At 63.0% G+C, this 16,703-nt stretch carries 18 protein-coding genes; 9 read left to right on the top strand and 9 right to left on the bottom strand.

The features are described from left to right. Positions 1–30: 30 nt before the first annotated feature. Positions 31–780, bottom strand: coding sequence for a Crp/Fnr family transcriptional regulator (locus F8197_RS08020; RefSeq protein ID WP_152881444.1), 750 nt, complete (start codon positions 778–780; stop codon positions 31–33). A 176-nt stretch (positions 781–956) separates the two neighbouring features. Here F8197_RS08020 and F8197_RS08025 point away from each other — a divergent pair, with 176 nt between their 5' ends. From F8197_RS08025 to F8197_RS08035, 3 genes are all read left to right on the top strand, one after another. Beyond that, positions 957–1,613 (top strand): glycine zipper 2TM domain-containing protein, encoded by a 657-nt coding sequence (locus F8197_RS08025; RefSeq protein WP_152881445.1) that lies wholly within the window; start codon positions 957–959, stop codon positions 1,611–1,613. A 164-nt stretch (positions 1,614–1,777) separates the two neighbouring features. After that, positions 1,778–1,924 (top strand): lmo0937 family membrane protein, encoded by a 147-nt coding sequence (locus tag F8197_RS08030; protein WP_019921959.1) that lies wholly within the window; start codon positions 1,778–1,780, stop codon positions 1,922–1,924. Positions 1,925–2,001: 77 nt separating this feature from the next. After that, positions 2,002–2,538 (top strand): DUF3617 domain-containing protein, encoded by a 537-nt coding sequence (locus F8197_RS08035; RefSeq protein ID WP_152881446.1) that lies wholly within the window; start codon positions 2,002–2,004, stop codon positions 2,536–2,538. Here F8197_RS08035 and F8197_RS08040 read toward each other — a convergent pair. Then, positions 2,535–3,611, bottom strand: coding sequence for a porin (locus F8197_RS08040; RefSeq protein WP_152881447.1), 1,077 nt, complete (start codon positions 3,609–3,611; stop codon positions 2,535–2,537). The genes F8197_RS08035 and F8197_RS08040 overlap by 4 nt on opposite strands. A 139-nt stretch (positions 3,612–3,750) precedes the next feature. Between F8197_RS08040 and F8197_RS08045 the strand changes: the two genes are divergently transcribed. The 3 genes from F8197_RS08045 to cls all read left to right on the top strand — a co-directional run bounded on the left by F8197_RS08045 (position 3,751) and on the right by cls (position 8,656). Beyond that, on the top strand, positions 3,751–5,040 hold the full coding sequence (locus tag F8197_RS08045; RefSeq protein WP_152881448.1) for an acetyl-CoA hydrolase/transferase family protein: 1,290 nt from the start codon (positions 3,751–3,753) through the stop codon (positions 5,038–5,040). A gap of 113 nt (positions 5,041–5,153) precedes the next feature. After that, positions 5,154–7,265 (top strand): site-specific recombinase, encoded by a 2,112-nt coding sequence (locus tag F8197_RS08050; protein WP_152881449.1) that lies wholly within the window; start codon positions 5,154–5,156, stop codon positions 7,263–7,265. Further along, the gene (gene cls, locus F8197_RS08055; RefSeq protein ID WP_152881450.1) at positions 7,262–8,656 is read left to right on the top strand and encodes a cardiolipin synthase; all 1,395 of its coding nucleotides are present in this window, start codon (positions 7,262–7,264) and stop codon (positions 8,654–8,656) included. The genes F8197_RS08050 and cls overlap by 4 nt, the downstream gene beginning before the upstream one ends. A gap of 28 nt (positions 8,657–8,684) precedes the next feature. Here the strand turns inward: cls and F8197_RS08060 are convergent, their stop codons facing one another. The 3 genes from F8197_RS08060 to F8197_RS08070 are packed head-to-tail and all read right to left on the bottom strand — an operon-like array spanning position 8,685 to position 11,120. After that, positions 8,685–9,503: a metallophosphoesterase gene (locus tag F8197_RS08060; protein WP_152881451.1), complete on the bottom strand. Its 819-nt coding sequence runs from the start codon at positions 9,501–9,503 to the stop codon at positions 8,685–8,687. A 1-nt stretch (position 9,504) separates the two neighbouring features. Next, positions 9,505–10,416 carry a diacylglycerol kinase family protein gene (locus tag F8197_RS08065; protein WP_373996822.1) on the bottom strand — a complete coding sequence of 304 codons (912 nt, stop codon included), beginning with the start codon at positions 10,414–10,416 and terminating at the stop codon, positions 9,505–9,507. A gap of 8 nt (positions 10,417–10,424) precedes the next feature. After that, the gene (locus F8197_RS08070; RefSeq protein WP_227012158.1) at positions 10,425–11,120 is read right to left on the bottom strand and encodes a phosphatase PAP2 family protein; all 696 of its coding nucleotides are present in this window, start codon (positions 11,118–11,120) and stop codon (positions 10,425–10,427) included. 173 nt (positions 11,121–11,293) lie between these two features. Here F8197_RS08070 and F8197_RS08075 point away from each other — a divergent pair, with 173 nt between their 5' ends. Together F8197_RS08075 and F8197_RS28560 are read left to right on the top strand one after the other, a co-directional pair. Next, the gene (locus F8197_RS08075; RefSeq protein WP_019921948.1) at positions 11,294–11,512 is read left to right on the top strand and encodes a hypothetical protein; all 219 of its coding nucleotides are present in this window, start codon (positions 11,294–11,296) and stop codon (positions 11,510–11,512) included. Then, complete coding sequence (locus F8197_RS28560; protein WP_157094833.1) at positions 11,512–11,655, top strand: hypothetical protein; 144 nt, start codon at positions 11,512–11,514, stop codon at positions 11,653–11,655. Before F8197_RS08075 ends, F8197_RS28560 begins: the two co-directional genes overlap by 1 nt. 92 nt (positions 11,656–11,747) lie before the next feature. On the opposite strand, the gene F8197_RS08080 is transcribed toward F8197_RS28560, so the two are convergent. Beyond that, a complete protein-coding gene (locus tag F8197_RS08080) occupies positions 11,748–12,659 on the bottom strand; it encodes a LysR family transcriptional regulator (RefSeq protein WP_373996823.1) in 912 nt (303 codons plus the stop codon). A gap of 96 nt (positions 12,660–12,755) precedes the next feature. Between F8197_RS08080 and F8197_RS08085 the strand changes: the two genes are divergently transcribed. Next, positions 12,756–13,772, top strand: a complete 1,017-nt coding sequence (locus F8197_RS08085; RefSeq protein ID WP_152881453.1) for a zinc-binding alcohol dehydrogenase family protein — start codon at positions 12,756–12,758, stop codon at positions 13,770–13,772. 105 nt (positions 13,773–13,877) lie between these two features. On the opposite strand, the gene F8197_RS08090 is transcribed toward F8197_RS08085, so the two are convergent. From F8197_RS08090 to F8197_RS08100, 3 genes are all read right to left on the bottom strand, one after another. Beyond that, on the bottom strand, positions 13,878–14,399 hold the full coding sequence (locus F8197_RS08090) for a hypothetical protein (RefSeq protein ID WP_152881454.1): 522 nt from the start codon (positions 14,397–14,399) through the stop codon (positions 13,878–13,880). 84 nt (positions 14,400–14,483) lie between these two features. Beyond that, positions 14,484–15,683, bottom strand: coding sequence for an alanine transaminase (alaC, locus tag F8197_RS08095; protein WP_152881455.1), 1,200 nt, complete (start codon positions 15,681–15,683; stop codon positions 14,484–14,486). A gap of 85 nt (positions 15,684–15,768) precedes the next feature. Further along, entirely contained in the window at positions 15,769–16,623 is an 855-nt protein-coding gene (locus tag F8197_RS08100; protein WP_152881456.1) for a DMT family transporter, read from the bottom strand. Positions 16,624–16,703 lie beyond the last annotated feature (80 nt).

Consider the following 16,703-nt stretch of genomic DNA (forward strand, 5'->3'; position numbering starts at 1 on the left):
GCGGGATGACGGATTTTTTGTATGAACACCTCAGACAAATACGTTGGAAATGCCGATCAAACCCTCGTCCTTGACCAGCTCGTAGCACCGGCACGACACCGCCTCCAGCCCCGCCGCATCGAGAATCTCGATGTTGCCCCGGCTATAGGAAATCAGTTTCTGGTTTTGCAGGGCGCTGGCCGCCTTGGTCACCCCCACCCGGCGCACACCGAGCGCATGCGCCAGGAACTCGTGGGTGAGATGGAATTTATCGGACTGCAAGCGGTCGCGCGTAATCAGCAGCGAACGCGCCAGCCGTGCTTCGAGAACGTGGAAGCGGCTGCACACGGCGATCTGGATCGCCTGCGCCAGCAAGGTGTCGGTGTAGCGGTGCAGCAGGCGCTGCAACGGCTCCATGCGCGCGTACGCCAGGCGAAACTCGCCGGCATCGATGCGTACTGCCCGGCCGGCGCGTTGCACCACGGCGCGTACTTGCGCCAGTTCGTGGCCGAGCACCACCGGCGCGCCGATCATGCCTTCGCGGCCCACGGAACCGACTTCGAGCGTCATGCGCCCTTCGGCCACGGCCAGCAACGACAGCAGGCAATCGAGCGGGAAGTACACGTGGCGCACGGTCTGGCCCGGTTCGTACAGCACGTCGCCCACTTCCACCTTGACTATTTCGCCCAGCCTCGCCAGCTGGCCCTGCTCTTCTTCGGGCAAACTGGACAGTAAACGATTTACCAACGCACGCGTTGGGCTCCTGTCATCTTCGGCAAGGTGGTGGTGGTGGGTATGCATAGGGCTTAGCGTAACGGCAATGATTTGGGGAGTATGTACGCTGACGCACGGAAGCAAAGCCGCCCCGGCGGGACAATGTGCGGTGCTGCACATTAATGCAAATTAGCTGCAATACAACACAATAAAGTCATTTATCAGTAAGCAATAAGTAACCAACAAGAAACCAAGGAACCGTCATGAATACTCCCGTCCACACACCCAAGTCCGGCCTGCATCCGATGCTGTTGATTGCCGCTGTCGCCGTCATCCTGTTCTGCGCGGTCGGCATCGCTGCCCTGATGGGCTGGCTACCCAAGTCCAACGCCAACGCCGACCTGCCACCGGCCGTGGCCAGCCAGCTGGCGCCGGGTGAGCAGGGGCTGGCAGGCAACCAACAGTTAGCCGCACGGCAGTCCCAGCAGGCGCCGCTGCAACTGGCTGCGGCCAATGCGCCGCTGCGCGAAGCGGACCGGGCAGTTGAGCGGGCTCCCGAGCCCCAAGCGGCTGCTCCAGCCGTATGCAAGAACTGTGGCGTGGTGACCTCGGTGCGCACCATCGAGCACCGCCCGCAAGGCAGCGGCGTGGGCGCGGCCGGTGGCGCCATCCTCGGCGGCATCCTCGGTAACCAGGTGGGCGGCGGCCATGGCCGTCAACTGGCGACCGTGGCAGGCGCGGTCGGTGGCGCCGTGGCCGGCAACCAGATCGAAGGTCACATGAAGACCACCCACAGCTGGCAGGTGACAGTACGCATGGACAACGGCGCCAAGCGCACCTTCAACCACAGCACGCAACCAGCCTGGCGCGAGGGCGACGAGGTGAAAGTCATCGATGGCAAGCTGCGTTCGGCAAATTAATTGTTGGTTAATGTGCTTTTAAGACAGCAGTGCATCATTTACGTGGGACAGCGTACAGAAGCCTGGGCTGTATAGAAAGATAATAGATTCCAAGATACGAACGAACAGTTCGACATCGCTTCGATGCCCACTGCGGACGTCACAACATAACCAAGGAGAGAATCATGCTCTATACCATCGCTGTAGTTCTGCTTATCCTGTGGCTGCTGGGCCTGGTCACCTCGTACACCATCGGCGGCTTCATCCACGTGCTGCTGGTCGTTGCCATCATCATGGTGCTGCTGCGCCTGATCAGCGGTCGCGGCGTCTAGTACGCTCCCCGCTTAGAATGAGCGGCGTCCCACCTTCTTGGTGGTACGCCGCTTTTTTTTATTTTGAAAGGACCACCATGAAGCACATCGCGATCATGCTCACCGCTCTGGCCGCGCTGTCGGCAAACGCCCAAACCGCACCTGCCATCAAGCCGGGCACGTGGGAAACCAGCAGCAAGGTCTCCACCGCCGACATCCAGACCAACGCGGCGCTGGACATGGCCATGCAGCAATTGGGCAATCTGCCGCCGGCGCAAAAGGCGCAGATGGATGCCTTCCTGGCCAAGAACGGCGTCTCGTCGCCGACCGTGGGGACCGACGGTGCCATTGCCGTGCGCGCTTGCGTTACGCCAGAGATGGCGGCCAGAAAGGAATTGCCGTTGAATCAGAAAGGACAATGCACGTCCACCAGTACGCCGATAGCAGGCGGCTACGATGTGGCGTTCACGTGCAAGGATCCGGTCTCGAGCGGACGGGGAACCGTGAAGTTCGTGGATGACCGGAATTACACCATGGTGATGGATGTGAGCACCACCGCCACCGGCGCCCAGCACGACGTCAAGATCAATTCTACGGGCCGCTGGGTCAGTGCAACCTGCCCTGCCAAACCCTAGAATGAGTGGCGCAGGCCGATGTTGATTGCGTGGTCGCCGCGACCACGCGTGGTGGCGGTACCAACTGCGTAATTGCCGCCGTTGCGGTTCTTGATCTTGGCCAGCGCAGTATAAAAATCGGTGCGCTTGGACATGGCGTAGCTGGCGCCGATAGCGATCTGGTCGGCATCGCGGTTGGCCAGTCCCTGGTCGTCCTTGCGGATGTATGAAGCAAGGAAAGTAGTGGCGCCCCTGGGCACGGCCACGCCAAACAGGGCGTCACGGCTGCGGTCGGTGGGCAGGGTTTGCACCATGGCGCCATAAGGATTCGACTGGTCCCACTGGTTGCTGCCGGCGCCACGGCTGTGGCCGTAGGCGGCGTAGCCCACCACGCCGCCGAAATCGACGTTGGCGGCAACCAGCGAGTTGCGCGCCGACTGGTCAACGGCCGGGGTGGTGGCATTGGCTTCGAGCAGATTGTTTTTGCGCTGGTGCGTGATGCTGATGTTGACCGGACCCTTGGCATACCCGATGGTGGCGCCATACGCGCGGTTGAAGCGACTATTGAACTGCGACTCGCCGAAGCTGTAGATCACCGAACCGATCAGGCCGCTGCGGCTGCGCGGCGACTTGTACTTGATCGAATTGTCATAGCGCTTGGTCGTGTATCCGACCAGGTTGCCGGCGTTGCCAGCCATGCCGCCGTGGAAGGGATCGGCCACGTCGGTCAGCGCTTCGTATAACAGGTTGTACTGGCGGCCCATGGTCACCGCACCGAGCGGCCCCTCGAGTCCGACAAACACCTGGCGGCCGAACAGCTTGTTTTGATGCTCGTTGGCGCCGGTATCGTTCTTGATGCCCGCTTCCAGCGTGTACACGGCAGCCGTGCTGCCACCGAGACTTTCGCGGCCACGGATGCCGAGGCGCGAACCGGAAGCGATACCGCTGTCGAGGCGGGTGCGGGCGCAGTCGCCCTGGCAACCGCGCTCGACCACTACACCGGCATCGAGCAGACCATACACCTCGACCGGCGACGTTTGCGCCGCTGCGGTCAGGGGCGCGATCAGGGACAGCGCAAGGATAGTCGGTTTCATGATGAGCGATGAAAGAGTGGATTAGTGATTTCATAATAGGCCGTGCCCGGCCATAGTTCTGTGCGGACCGCCACGTAAGCAGTCACTTCTACCGCCAGTTGGTTTATAGTGGATTTTCATCAGGTGAAAGGCCACAACCATGCATGCGCACTACGACAGCAAACGTTGCACGCCCGAACAGGCACTCGACTGGTTGAAAGATGGCGACACCATCATCGTGCCCACCGGCGCCGGCGAGCCCCCTGGCCTGCTGCATGCGCTGTCGGCCCACCGCACGCGCTTTCGCGACATCAAGGTGGCGCAAATCCTGGCCATGCGCAAATACGGCTACTTCGATTGCGACACCGTGCAGCACGTGCGCCACGTGGCGCTGTTCTTCGGCGGCGCCTCGCGCGCGGCGGGACAAGCGGGCTGGGCCGATTTTGTACCCGCCTATTTTTCCGAGCTGCCCAGCCTGATCGAGCGCGACCTGGTGCCGGCCGACGTGGTGTTTTCGCTGGCCTCGCCGATGGACGAGTACGGCAACTTTGCCCTGAGCCTCGGCGCCGACTACACCATGGCGGCCATCCTCAAGGCGCGCGTGATTGTGCTCGAGGTCAATCCCAACGTGCCCACCGCGCACGGCAACTGCATCGTCCACCTATCGCAGGTCACTGCGCTGGTAGAGAGCGACGAGCCGGTGATCGAAGTGGGCCTGCCCGCCATCGGCCCGGTGCAGGAAGCGATCGGCAAGCTGGTGGCAGACCTGATCGACGACGGCTCCACTTTGCAGATCGGCTACGGCGGCATCCCGGACGCGGTGGTGATGCAGCTGACCAGCAAGCATGACCTGGGCGTGCACACCGAGATGATCGGCGACGGCATTCTCAAACTGGTGGAATGCGGCGCGGTCAACAACAGCCGCAAGACCTTCATGCCGGGCAAGATGGTGGCCACGTTTGCACTCGGCTCGCGCCGGCTGTACGACTTCATGCACGACAATCCGATGCTGGAAATGCATCCTGTCAATTTCACCAACGACCCGTACCTGGCCGGGCAGAACGCCAACATGGTGGCGATCAACGCCAGCCTGCAAGTGGACCTGCTGGGCCAATGCGGTTCCGAGAGCCTGGCCCACCTGCCATATTCCGGCACCGGCGGCCAGGTCGATTTCGTGCGCGCAGCCAACCGCTCGCGCGGCGGCAAGGCGTTTATCGTGCTGCCATCGACCGCCAAAGATGGCACCGTGTCGCGCATCGTGCCCACGCTCACGCCCGGCACCCATGTCACGACCGGCAAGAACGACGTCAACTACGTGGTCACCGAATACGGCGTGGCCCAGTTGCGCGGCAAGACCGCCCATCAGCGCGCCGAGGCGTTGATCGCCATCGCCCACCCCGACTTTCGCCACGAGTTGCGCCAGGCGGCGCGCAAGATCATGTTGTGCTGATGATACGGGCGCGATTCCATGCAGGAAACTAACGTTCGAGAGCGTACATACCGGGTCGGAGCCGAGCGGGTATACTTCGTTTTTAGTTTACTGCGGCTTTTGCCGCCCGATGCATGCTCAAGATTCTCCAACGCCTGGACGCCAACAGCAACGATATCGGCCTCATGGTCGAGTTGTTCGCCACCCTGCGCCCCAAGCGTCCCACCGATGGCGCGCGCGCCACGGCCAACGTCCGCACCCTCACCCAATTACTGAAGGGCGACCCCGCCCATGCGCTGGCCCTGCGCGGCTACGCCCGCAACCTGCTCGCTGCGCGCCGCCACTCCAGCCTGTACACCGAAATCGGCGTGCTCTCCAACGACGGTTTTTTCACCGAATTCAAGCAGCGGATCGCCTCGCGCATCCTGCCGCCCGCGCTGGGCAATGAATACCTGAGCGACGCCATCGACCAGGTGCTCTACAAGCGCACCGACTACATCTGGATGAGCGCGGTGCCGCCCGCCGACTGGCTCGACCTGATCGACGTCATCAACGCCGGCGCCGGCCACGCGCCGCGCCAGGGTTCCAACCTGATGCTGCCGGGCCTGCTCGACGCGATCCAGACCCTGTCCTACCGCGTATGCGCGATCGGCCTCGAACCCAAGCTCACCAATTTCCATACCGAGATGGAGACCTACGAGTCGCCGTTCACGGGCCAGAATATCGAGGTGAACGCCTACCTGGCCGCGTACAAGCGCAAGCTGGCCGGCGACGACGTGGCGATGGAAGATGCGCGCCACCTGCTGGTCATGCTCGACCAGTGCGAAACCGTGGTGGTCAAAATCCGCAAGAAGGCGCTGAGCCAGGGCACCAGCATCGCCCTGACCTATTTGCTGGTGACGCTCACGCAAAGCATCAAACGCCTGCGCAAGCTGCTGTACCTGGTCGATACCAGCGGCGAACTGGCGCCCGATGCCAATGCCATCCTGCCCACTACCGCCACGCCCGCAGACACCCAGTTCGTGCAACCCGTGGCGCAGCAAGTCGTGCCCGACCGCCGCAAGGCAGCTGCAGTGGACCTGGCGCTGGAACTGGTCACGGCGCACAACAACAAGTACATGGTCAGCGACCTGCTGCGCGACAACATCAACCTGCTGGCGCGCAACGTCACGGAAAACGCCAGCCACACCGGCGAGCACTACGTGGCCGAATCGCGCACCGCGCTGTTCGGCATGTTCCTGCAAGCGGCCGGCGCCGGCCTGATCATCGGCTTCATGGCGCTGTTCAAGATCCTGTTCTCGTACTTGCGCGCCGCACCACTGGTTGAAACCTTTTTGTTCAGCATGAACTACTCGCTGGGCTTCGTCTTCATCCATTTGCTGCACTTCACGGTGGCCACCAAGCAGCCGGCCATGACCGCCTCGCGCATCGCGGCCGGGCTGCAAAGCAAGGATGGCAAGAACATCGATCTCGACAGCATGGCCGAGCTGTGCAACAAGGTCTTGCGCACCCAGATCATGGCGGTGCTGGGCAACCTGGCCACGGCCATCCCCACCGCCTGGCTGATCGCCATGGCCTGGCCGTACCTGACCGGCCACCACCTGGTCACGCAAGGCAAGGCCATGCACCTGCTGGCCGACATCGACCCGATCCACGGCCCCAACCTGCTGTATGCGGCCGTGGCCGGCGTGTGCCTGTTCCTGGCCGGACTGATCTCGGGCTACTACGACAACAAGGCGCTGTACACGCGCTGGGCGCAGCGCATCGCCCAATTGCGTGGCCTGCGCTGGCTGCTGGGGCCGGCGCGCCTGCAACGCTTTGGCGCCTACATGGAAACCAACCTGGGTGGCCTGATGGGGAACTTCTGCTTCGGCATCATGCTCGGCGTGATGCCGCTGCTGGGCTTCCTGCTGGGTCTGCCGCTCGATATCCGCCACGTTACTTTCTCGTCGGCCAACTTCGCGACAGCCATGGTCGGACTGGACTACCATGTCAGTTGGCAACTAGTAGTGACCTCGGTGGCAGGATTCCTGGCCATCGGCGTGGTCAACCTGATGGTCAGTTTCGGCCTGGCGCTGTGGGTGGCGCTGCGCTCGCGCCAGGTGCGCTTTACCCATGGCTGGCGCCTGACCAAGGCGCTGGTCAAACGTTTTTTCCAGGGGCCGGTGACTTTCCTCATCGGTGCCAGGGCAGTCCCCGCATTACCGTTCGATGAACCGCAGTTACTGGAGAAAACACCAAAATGAAAGCGACCAGCTTGCGACTCTGGCTTCCCGCCTGCCTGATGTGCTGGGGTTTGCTGGGCGCTTGCGCTTCGCTCCCCAATGTCAATGAACTCGGCGCCCGGCTCGACGCCGCCGACGCACCGAGCGTGCACGGCAAAAATGGCGAACTGAGCGCCGCCCGCACCAAGGCCCTGCTCACCAAGCGCTACACGAAAAACACGCTCGACCTGCAACAGCAGGCCGCGCTCGAGGAAGCTGCCACCGGTGTGCCGCTCATTGCCGGCAACAAGACCACGCTGCTGTTCGACGGCCCGCAGACCATGAGCGAGATGCTCAAGGCCATCGAGGGTGCGAAAAACAGCATCAACCTGGAAACCTATATTTTCGACCAGGACGGCATGGGCATGAAGTTTGCCGACGCCCTGATCGAACGGCGCAAGGCTGGCGTGGCGGTCAACATCATCTACGACAGCGTGGGCACCATCGGCGTGCCCAAGGAATTCTTCCAGCGCATGCGCGACGCCGGTATCAGCCTGCTGGAATTTAATCCCGTCAACCCGGCCAAGCTGTCCGGCGACAGCTGGAAGATCAACAACCGCGACCACCGCAAGGTGCTGATCGTCGATGGCCGTATTGCGTTCACGGGCGGCATCAATATCAGCGGCACTTACTCCAAGAGCTCCCTATTCCGCTCGCGCAACAAGGCGTCCAAGGGCGAAGACGACGTCGGCTGGCGCGACACCCACATCAAGGTCGAGGGGCCGGCCGTACACGCGTTCCAGTGGCTGTTCGTGCGCCAATGGGCGTCGCAGGACCGCGCCGACCTGATCGACGCCGACTTCTTTCCCAACCCGATCATCGCCGGCGACAAGGTGGTGCGGGTGATCGCCAGCGACCCCGGCGGCCACTTCGAAATTTTCAAGGCCTACAACCTGGCGATGCAGGAAGCGAAAAAAAGCATCCACCTCACCTCGGCCTATTTCGTGCCGGACAAGCAGACCGTGGAGGCGCTCAAGGCCGCCGCCCGGCGCGGTGTCGATGTAAAAATCGTGCTGCCGGGCGTGTCCGACAGCGGCCTGGTATTCCACGCGGGCCGCAGTTTTTACGATGAATTGCTGGAGTCCGGCGTCAAGATCTACCAGCTCAAGCTGGCGGTTCTGCACGCAAAGACGGCGGTGATCGACGGTAAATGGTCCACCGTGGGCTCGACCAACATCGACACCCGCAGCTTCATGCACAACAGCGAGTTGAACGTGGTGGTGCTGGGCGATGCGTTCGGCAACGAGATGGAGCGCGCCTTCCAGGAAGACATGCGCGACTCGGTGCAGATCACCCTGGAAAAATGGCGCGACCGGCCGTGGCTGGACCGCATGAAGGAGTGGGCGGCGCAGCTGACCAATTACTGGTTGTAAAAAATGGGCCTCGGCCCATTTTTTTGCTTCAAGCGACGGCAGTGGTATGCCAGGACTCGCCGATGCGCTCGAAAATCTCGGTCTGCGCCGGCTCGAACGTGGCCGTGCCATCGACCCAGCTGTAGCGCACCACTTCGATCTTGTCGGCATGCACGCGGATCACGTTGAACGAGTTGGACTCGCCCCGGCCCCGGGTTGACGTGGCCGTACCGGCCTGCACCACCAGCGCCGCGTAGCCGGGCAGCTTGTAGCGGTCGGTGCTCAGGCCCGCGCTGCTGGCGTGGAAATGGCCGGCCAGCAGCAGATCGACACCGCACTCGGCAAACGCCCGCATTGCCATCGGTGCGCGGTTGACCAGGTCGTCCTTGTCGAAGGTTTGCGGCAAGTCGAACGGGTGGTGGGTGACCACGATGCGGGTAACGTCTTTCGGCACGGCACTCATGCGCTGGCGGATCAGCGCCACCTGTTCAGGATTCACGCGGCCGTCCTTGATGGTGAGCGAGCGCGCGGTGTTCAAGCCCAGCACGGCGATCTCGTCATCGACATACTCGGGCGTGAGGTCCAGCGTGACGTAGCGCAGGTATTTGCGCAGCGGCGTCAGGAAACGGCTGGCGACGTTGTAGAGCGGGATGTCGTGGTTGCCGGGAACGACGATCTGCGGCCCGGGCAAGGTGTCGAGAAAGGCGCGCGCGGCAATGAACTCCTCGGTCTTGGCGCGCTGGGTCAGATCGCCGGACACCACCAGCACGTCGGGCGCCAGCGATGCCACCAGCGCGCGCAACGGTTCGAGCAGTTGCTGGTCGACGCGGCCGAAATGCAGGTCCGACAAATGAACGATGGTGCGCATTTCAGTTCCCCTTCGTCATGGTGCGGCCGGGCGCGATCACACTCAGCGCGCCGGCGCGCGAGCGGTACTTGAGCGGCGGCTTCATTTCGGTGACTTCGCCGTCGGTGGCCACGCGCAGGTGGCGGTGGCGGGTATCGATTTCCAGCCCGGCAGCGGTCAGCACGTCGAAATCGCGCGCCTCGGACAGGCGGTTGAACAGCGCGTGGATGGCGTAGCGAAACAGCGCCAGCCGGGTGGGCTTTTGCGCCACGTACATCACCAGCTTGCCGCTGTCGAGCCGCTCGCGCTCGCCGAGCGTGAGGCCCTGCAAATACTCGTTGTTGCCGATGAAAACGAACGGCGTGCGGCGCAAGTGTTCCTCGCCGTTGATGGTGAGCCGCACGCGCATGAACGGAAAGCGCCGCAGCACCACGAACAGCGCACGGCCGAACGCGTGCCACTTGCTGCGCCCGAGTTTTTTTTGCTGCTGCTCGCGGTCGCGCACCAGGTCCGGGTAAATGCCGAGGCTGGAATTATTGAGGAAGATGCGCCCGTTGACCTCGCCCACGTCCACCCGCAGCGGCTTGCCGGTGACGGCGTGGGCCACCGCCTCGTCGAGATCGAGCGGAATGTTCAGGTCCTTGGCGAAGTGGTTGAGCGTACCGAGCGCCAGCACGCCGAGATGGGTGTCGCTGCCCACCAGTTGCGACGCCACGCAGTTGATCGTGCCGTCGCCCCCGCCCGCCACCACGACCGTGACCTTGTCGGCAACCGCCTGGCGGGCGCGGTTGATCATTTCCTCGCCGCTCTTGGCCAATAATATTTCCGGTTCGACGCCGTGACGGCGGAACTTTTCCGCCAGCGCAGCGGACCAGCCGCCGCAGTAGCCGAGGCCGGCACTGGCGTTGATGATGACGACGATCGAATTGAGCACGCAGTTCCTTACATAGTTCCATTGGCAGCAAGCGAGCGCGCTTCGCTGCGGCGACGCAGCGTGGAAATGGCCGTGATACACACCGCCAGCCAGGCCGCGCTGCTCGCCATCGCGGCCAGCACATCGCTCAGATAGTGCGCGCCGAGGTACACGCGACTGAATGCCACCAAGAATATCATCACCACGCAAAACGCCGCTGTTGCCAAGCGCACACTCCAGCCCTTGCAGGCGATCATGATGTAACACGCCAGCACGCCGTAGAACAGCGTCGCTGCCGCCGTGTGGCCGCTGGGGAAGCTGTAGGTGGACAGCGTGACCAGCGGTTCTTCGAATAACGGGCGGCTGCGCTGGAACACCTGCTTGAGCACCACATTGAGGATCATGCCCGGCAGGACGGTAACGCCCAGCGCCAGCAGCCAGTAGCGCTGCTGGCGGCGCCACAGGTAATAGCCGAAAGCGGCCACCAGCAGGATCATGCCCCCCACCTTGTGAACGAAGGAGATAAACAGCAGGAAGCTGGTGTAGGGCTCAACGTGGTGGGTATTGAACCAATTGGCGATGTGCACGTCCAACACGGTGATGGCGTCCTGGTCGGTGACCTCGTCGGCGATGTTGCCGAAGACGGCGACCGAGACGATCATGATCAGCACGCCCAGGGTCATGTGCAGGCCGAACTGGCCGCCGGGAGTCAGTCTTGCCCCCATGAAACGTAATATTTTGCTAAAAATTTGGTGCCTCCGCATAGGTCGCCGTAGAAGTTGGCGTAAAAATCACAAAACAACAAATTTACTGTTTATTTAAACAGTACCTGTTTATCCATACAGTACTTATGCTATTCTGAACTCCTCGTTAAACACATCGCCCTAAAGGAAATGTCATGATCAACAGCAGCCTCAGCTCCCGTTTCGGTCTCGAATACATGCCTACCTCGTTCCTGGTACGCATGGGCAAGCGCGAATTGCTGGTCTGTCGTGACTTCCGCAAGCGCTTCTACGCCGTCAACCCGGTCATCGAGTGCGACACCGGCGTGCAGGCAGGTCACCTCGAAATTCTGCTGTGCCGCCGCTGGTTGCTCATCATGTCGAAGGCGCATTAATGGTTGCCTCAGCAATTGTCGGTACCAGTTGCCCGATCCAGTCGCCCGATAGCCCGGCAGATGCCGCCAGCTCGCAGGCGCTCCTCACCTGGATCTGGCAGCTGGGCCACCGTCAAACGCCACAGCGCAAACCGCAGTCCTAGTCCATAGCCGTGGTGCAGACCGACAAGCCTGCATCTATGTTAACTGTTTTTCCACGCAGCACAGTACGTCCGCGCACCGGCTTAATTGTCTTCTAAGCCTTGCCGCACTGCTCGCGCAAAAAATCGCGCAAGGTCAGCACGGTCGCCGATACCTGCGACCGGTGCATGCACACCATGTGCAGCGGGGTCGGCTCGCCGGCCACGTCCGGCATCAGCACCACCAGCCGTCCCGCGCGCAGGTCGCCGCTCACGTCGAGTCGCGATTTATACGCCACGCCCAGTCCCGCCACGGCCCAGCGCCGCACCAGATCGGCGTCGTCCGCACTGCGATCGCCGTGGACCTGCACCGCCACCGGTGCGCCCTGCTCTGCCGCGCCGTGCATCGGATAGAAATTCCAGCGGTCGTGGATCACATCGTCGAGCATGAAGCGCAGGCAGTTGTGACGCGCCAGGTCGTGCAGGTCGGCCAGCGGGCCGTGGCGGCGCACATACTCGGGCGAGGCCACCAGTACGCGGCGGTTGTCGGGCGCCAGCGGCAAGGCGATCAGGCTTGAGTCATCTTGCCGCCCGTAGCGGATCGCAATGTCCACCGGCTGGCGGTACAGGTCCGACAGGCGGTCACCCACGCTGAGCTGGTAGCTCACCTTCGGATACAGGTGCTGGAACTGGTCGAGCCAGCCCACCAGCATATTGCGGCCCAGGTCGGACGGCATCGACATCTTCAGCACGCCGCCCAAGGTTTCCTTGCCTTCGGCCAGCGCGTCATGCCCGTCCTGCAATGCGCGCAAGGCGTCGCGCGCGTGGCGCAGGTAGCGCTCTCCCTCGTCGGTCAGGCGCAGCGAGCGCGTGGTGCGGGCAAACAACCGTATGCCCAACTCTCCTTCCAGGCGCTTGACTGCCGCACTGGCCAGCGCCGGCGAAATCTCCAGCTCGCGCGCCGCTGCCGACAGGCTGCCCCGGTCTGCCGTGCGGACAAACACCGTCACATCATCGAGTCGCACCACTATCTTCATTCCTTTGAAAGTGTTTCAGTCAAACGGCTCTTTTTCGCTCAAGCGAAATAAATGATCATACATGCACTTAACCTCAACGGAGTTCCCATGAAAGCCATCGCCTACCGCCAGTCTCTGCCCATCACCCACGATGAAGCGCTGATCGATATCGACCTGCCCGCCCCACAAGCTCAGGGGCGCGACCTGCTGGTAGCGGTCAAGGCCATTTCGGTCAACCCGGTGGACGTCAAAATCCGCGCCAACGTCCCGCCTGCCGATGGCGCTACCAAGGTGATCGGCTGGGATGCGGCCGGCGTGGTGCAGGCGGTCGGGCCCGACGTCACCATGTTCAAGCCCGGCGACGAAGTGTGGTACGCCGGCGACCTCACCCGCCCCGGCACCAACAGCGAGCTGCACCTGGTGGACGAGCGCATCGTCGGCCACAAGCCGCGCACGCTCGACTTCGCCCAGGCGGCCGCGCTGCCGTTGACCGCCATCACGGCGTGGGAACTGCTGTTCGAGCGCTTGCAGGTCAGTCGCGACAAGGGCGTCACCGGCAAATCCTTGCTGGTGATCGGCGCGGCCGGCGGCGTCGGTTCCATCCTGGTACAGCTGGCGCGCCAGTTGACCGGCCTGACCGTGATCGGCACCGCTTCGCGCGAGGACACGGCAGAGTGGGTCAAGGAACTGGGCGCCCACCACGTGATCGACCACAGCAAACCGTTGAACGAGGAAATCGCCCGCCTGGGCCTGCCACCGGTGACCTACGTGGCCGCGCTGAACCAGACCGACCACCATTGGCCGGCCATTGCCGAACTGGTGGCGCCGCAAGGCAAGGTGGCACTGATCGACGACCCGGCCGCCATCGACGTGCGCGTGCTCAAACGCAAGAGCGTGTCGCTGCACTGGGAATTCATGTTCACCCGGTCGATGTTCGAGACCGACGACATGGCGCAGCAGCACCAATTGCTGGACGACGTGGCGCAACTGGTGGACACGGGCGTGATCAAGACCACGCTGGGCGAACGTTATGGCGCCATCAATGCGGCCAACCTCAAGCGCGCGCACGCGCTGATCGAGAGCAACCGCGCCAAGGGCAAGATCGTGCTGGAAGGGTTTGCATAATCCGGACGGCTGAACCCGGGACATCGCTGCGGACCACAGGTCGCCGTTACCGGCTGGGGTCGAGCCCGCACCGGGCTAATTCGGGCTGGCGACACAGGTTAAATTTCAGGCGCAGACCGGCAGATGCGGCTGCTGGCGTTGCTTTAGCAGCGCCAGCACGCGAGTGTCGTGTGCCACGAGTGTGTCCTGCATGGTGGCGGCCTGCACGCAGGTATGCTCGATCACCGCCAGGAACAGCCGCTGGCGCCGGTTCAGCCGTGCCGACTGGTAGCCGAGCTGGTCGAACATGGTGGCGATATCGATGCAGTAGGCGCGCAGTTCCCACATGGTTTGCCGGGTAGCGTCGATATCGTCGCGCATGGCGTGGTCCATGTCGATGAACTCCAGCTGCGTGCGCGGGTCCTGGTCAGCCGCACGGATGGCCGGCAGCCATTGCTCGAACTTGTGCGCGATGCGGCGCATGCGGGCGATTTTATGATCGAGCATGCGGCAGTAATGCCAGCCCAGCCACCAGGCCGGCAAGCGCGCCATCCAGCGCGGCAGTCCGGACGTGTGCAGCGAGTGTTCGAGCTTTTTGACGGCGGCAATCAGGTGGCGGGTGCTGTCACTTACAGGCACGGTGGACATGGTGGGGCTCCAGTAGCAAACGAAACCTCACCATAGCCGTCTGATCAAACAATCTATTTGATACCGATTAAACTTTGCGCGATTTTACGTGGCGGTTTTGCGCAACATGGCTTTGATACCACGCAGTCCCTGGCGGATGCGCGCCTCGTTTTCGATCAGCGCGAAGCGCACGTAGTCGTCGCCGTACTCGCCGAAGCCGATGCCGGGCGAGACGCACACCTTGGCCTCGGACAGCAGCAGCTTGGAAAACTCCAGCGAACCGAGGTGGCGGTACGCCTCCGGTATGCGGGCCCAGATGTACATCGACGCTTTCGGCGTATCCACCGGCCAGCCCGCTTCGCACAATCCCTTGTGCAGCACGTCGCGCCGGCTCTGGTACATGGCGCGGATCTCTTCCACGCAGTCCTGCTTGCCTTCGAGCGCGGCAATCGCGGCCACCTGCACCGGCGTGAAGCTGCCGTAGTCGTGGTAGCTCTTGATGCGCGCCAGCGCCGCCACCAGCTCCTTGTTACCCACCATGAAACCGATGCGCCAGCCGGCCATATTGTAGCTTTTGCTCATGGTGAAAAATTCCACCGCCACGTCGCGCGCGCCCGGCACCTGCATGATCGACGGCGCCTGCCAGCCATCGAAAGTGATGTCGGCGTAGGCCAGGTCATGCACCACCAAAATATCATGCTGGCGCGCCAGCGCCACCACCCGTTCGAAGAACTCCAGCTCCACGCATTGCGCGGTGGGGTTCGACGGGAAGCCGAGTATCATCATCTTCGGCTTGGGATAGCTCTCGCGCACCGCGCGCTCAAGCTCCTCGAAGAAATCGACGCCCGGGGTCATGCGCACCGAGCGGATATTCGCGCCGGCAATCACCGCGCCCCAGATGTGGATCGGGTAGCTGGGATTGGGCACCAGCACGGTATCGCCGGCGTCGAGCGTGGCCAGCATCAGGTGCGCCAGCCCCTCCTTGGAACCGATGGTGACGATGGCTTCCGAGTCGGGATCGAACTCGACGGCATAACGGGTCTGGTACCACTTGGTGATCGCCCGACGCAGGCGCGGGATGCCCTTGGAAGCCGAGTAGCCATGGGTGTCGGGCCGGCGCACGGTATCGACCAGTTTATCGACGATGTGCGACGGCGTGGCGCCATCCGGATTGCCCATCGACATGTCGATGATGTCTTCGCCACGGCGGCGCGCCGCCAGCTTGAGCTCGGCGGTGACATTGAAAACATAGGGGGGCAGGCGATCGATGCGCGAAAATTTGCGCGGAGTTTGGGTGTCAGTCATGGATGTCTCACGTAAGCGCCCGGAACCGTCCGAGCGACGTCGATGCAATGTTGCACCGGAATCCATACTAGCCGAACTATTGGACCTAGCGCAAGGTGGTCAGTGCCGAGGCCGCAACAATGCTGGCGATCGCCAGCCACTGGGTGGGCGTCAGGTGCTCGCCCAGCAGCACCATGCCGGCCAGCGCGCTGAGCGCCGGCGCCGCGCTGCTGAACATGCTGAAAGTGCGCGACGACAGGCTGCGCATCGACAGCATCTCCAGCGTGTACGGCAAGGCGCTCGACATCACCGCGATCGCCAGGCCGACCGCCATGAACGACGGCGTGAGCAGCACCGCGCCCGAGGTCCAGGCGCCCAATGGCACGATGAACAGCGCGCCGGCCGTCATGCCCCACGCCACCGACTGGCCGCCATGCATCACCGACACCCGCTTGCCGAACACGATGTACAGCGCCCAGCACACCGCCGCGCCCGCCGCATAGGCAACGCCGACCGGATCGAGCTGATCGACCTTGCCGTGTATGGGCAGCAGGAAGTACAAACCCAGCACCGCCAGCCCCACCGCCGCCAGGTCGCGCGGGCGGCGCGAGGTCCACACCGCCACCGCCAGTGGACCGGACACCTCGATGGCCACCGCGATGCCCATCGGAATATGGCTGAACGCACGGTAAATCAGCAGGTTCATCAGGCCGATCACGCTGCCATACACGGCCACGTTGCCGGCCTGGCGCCAGGTGAGCGGCACCCGCCACGGGCGGAAGATCGCCATCATCAGCAAGGCCGCAAAGCCGATCCGGTACGCGGTCACGCCCTCGACGCCAACCAGCGGAAACAGGTGCTTGGCCACGGCCGCGCCGGCGTTGAGCGAGATCTGGCTGGCCAGCAGCGCCAGGCTGGCCAGGACCGGGCTACCGGCGGTGATTGATTTTTGTGTCGTCATCTGTTTCGGGCTACCGGTGGCGTCAAGCGGTGCAGCGGCCAGGTGCCGGGCGCCGCTGGTCGGATTGGATTATTCCTGGT

Source organism: Duganella sp. FT27W (assembly GCF_009295655.1).
GTDB classification, from domain to species: domain Bacteria; phylum Pseudomonadota; class Gammaproteobacteria; order Burkholderiales; family Burkholderiaceae_D; genus Rugamonas; species Rugamonas zoogloeoides.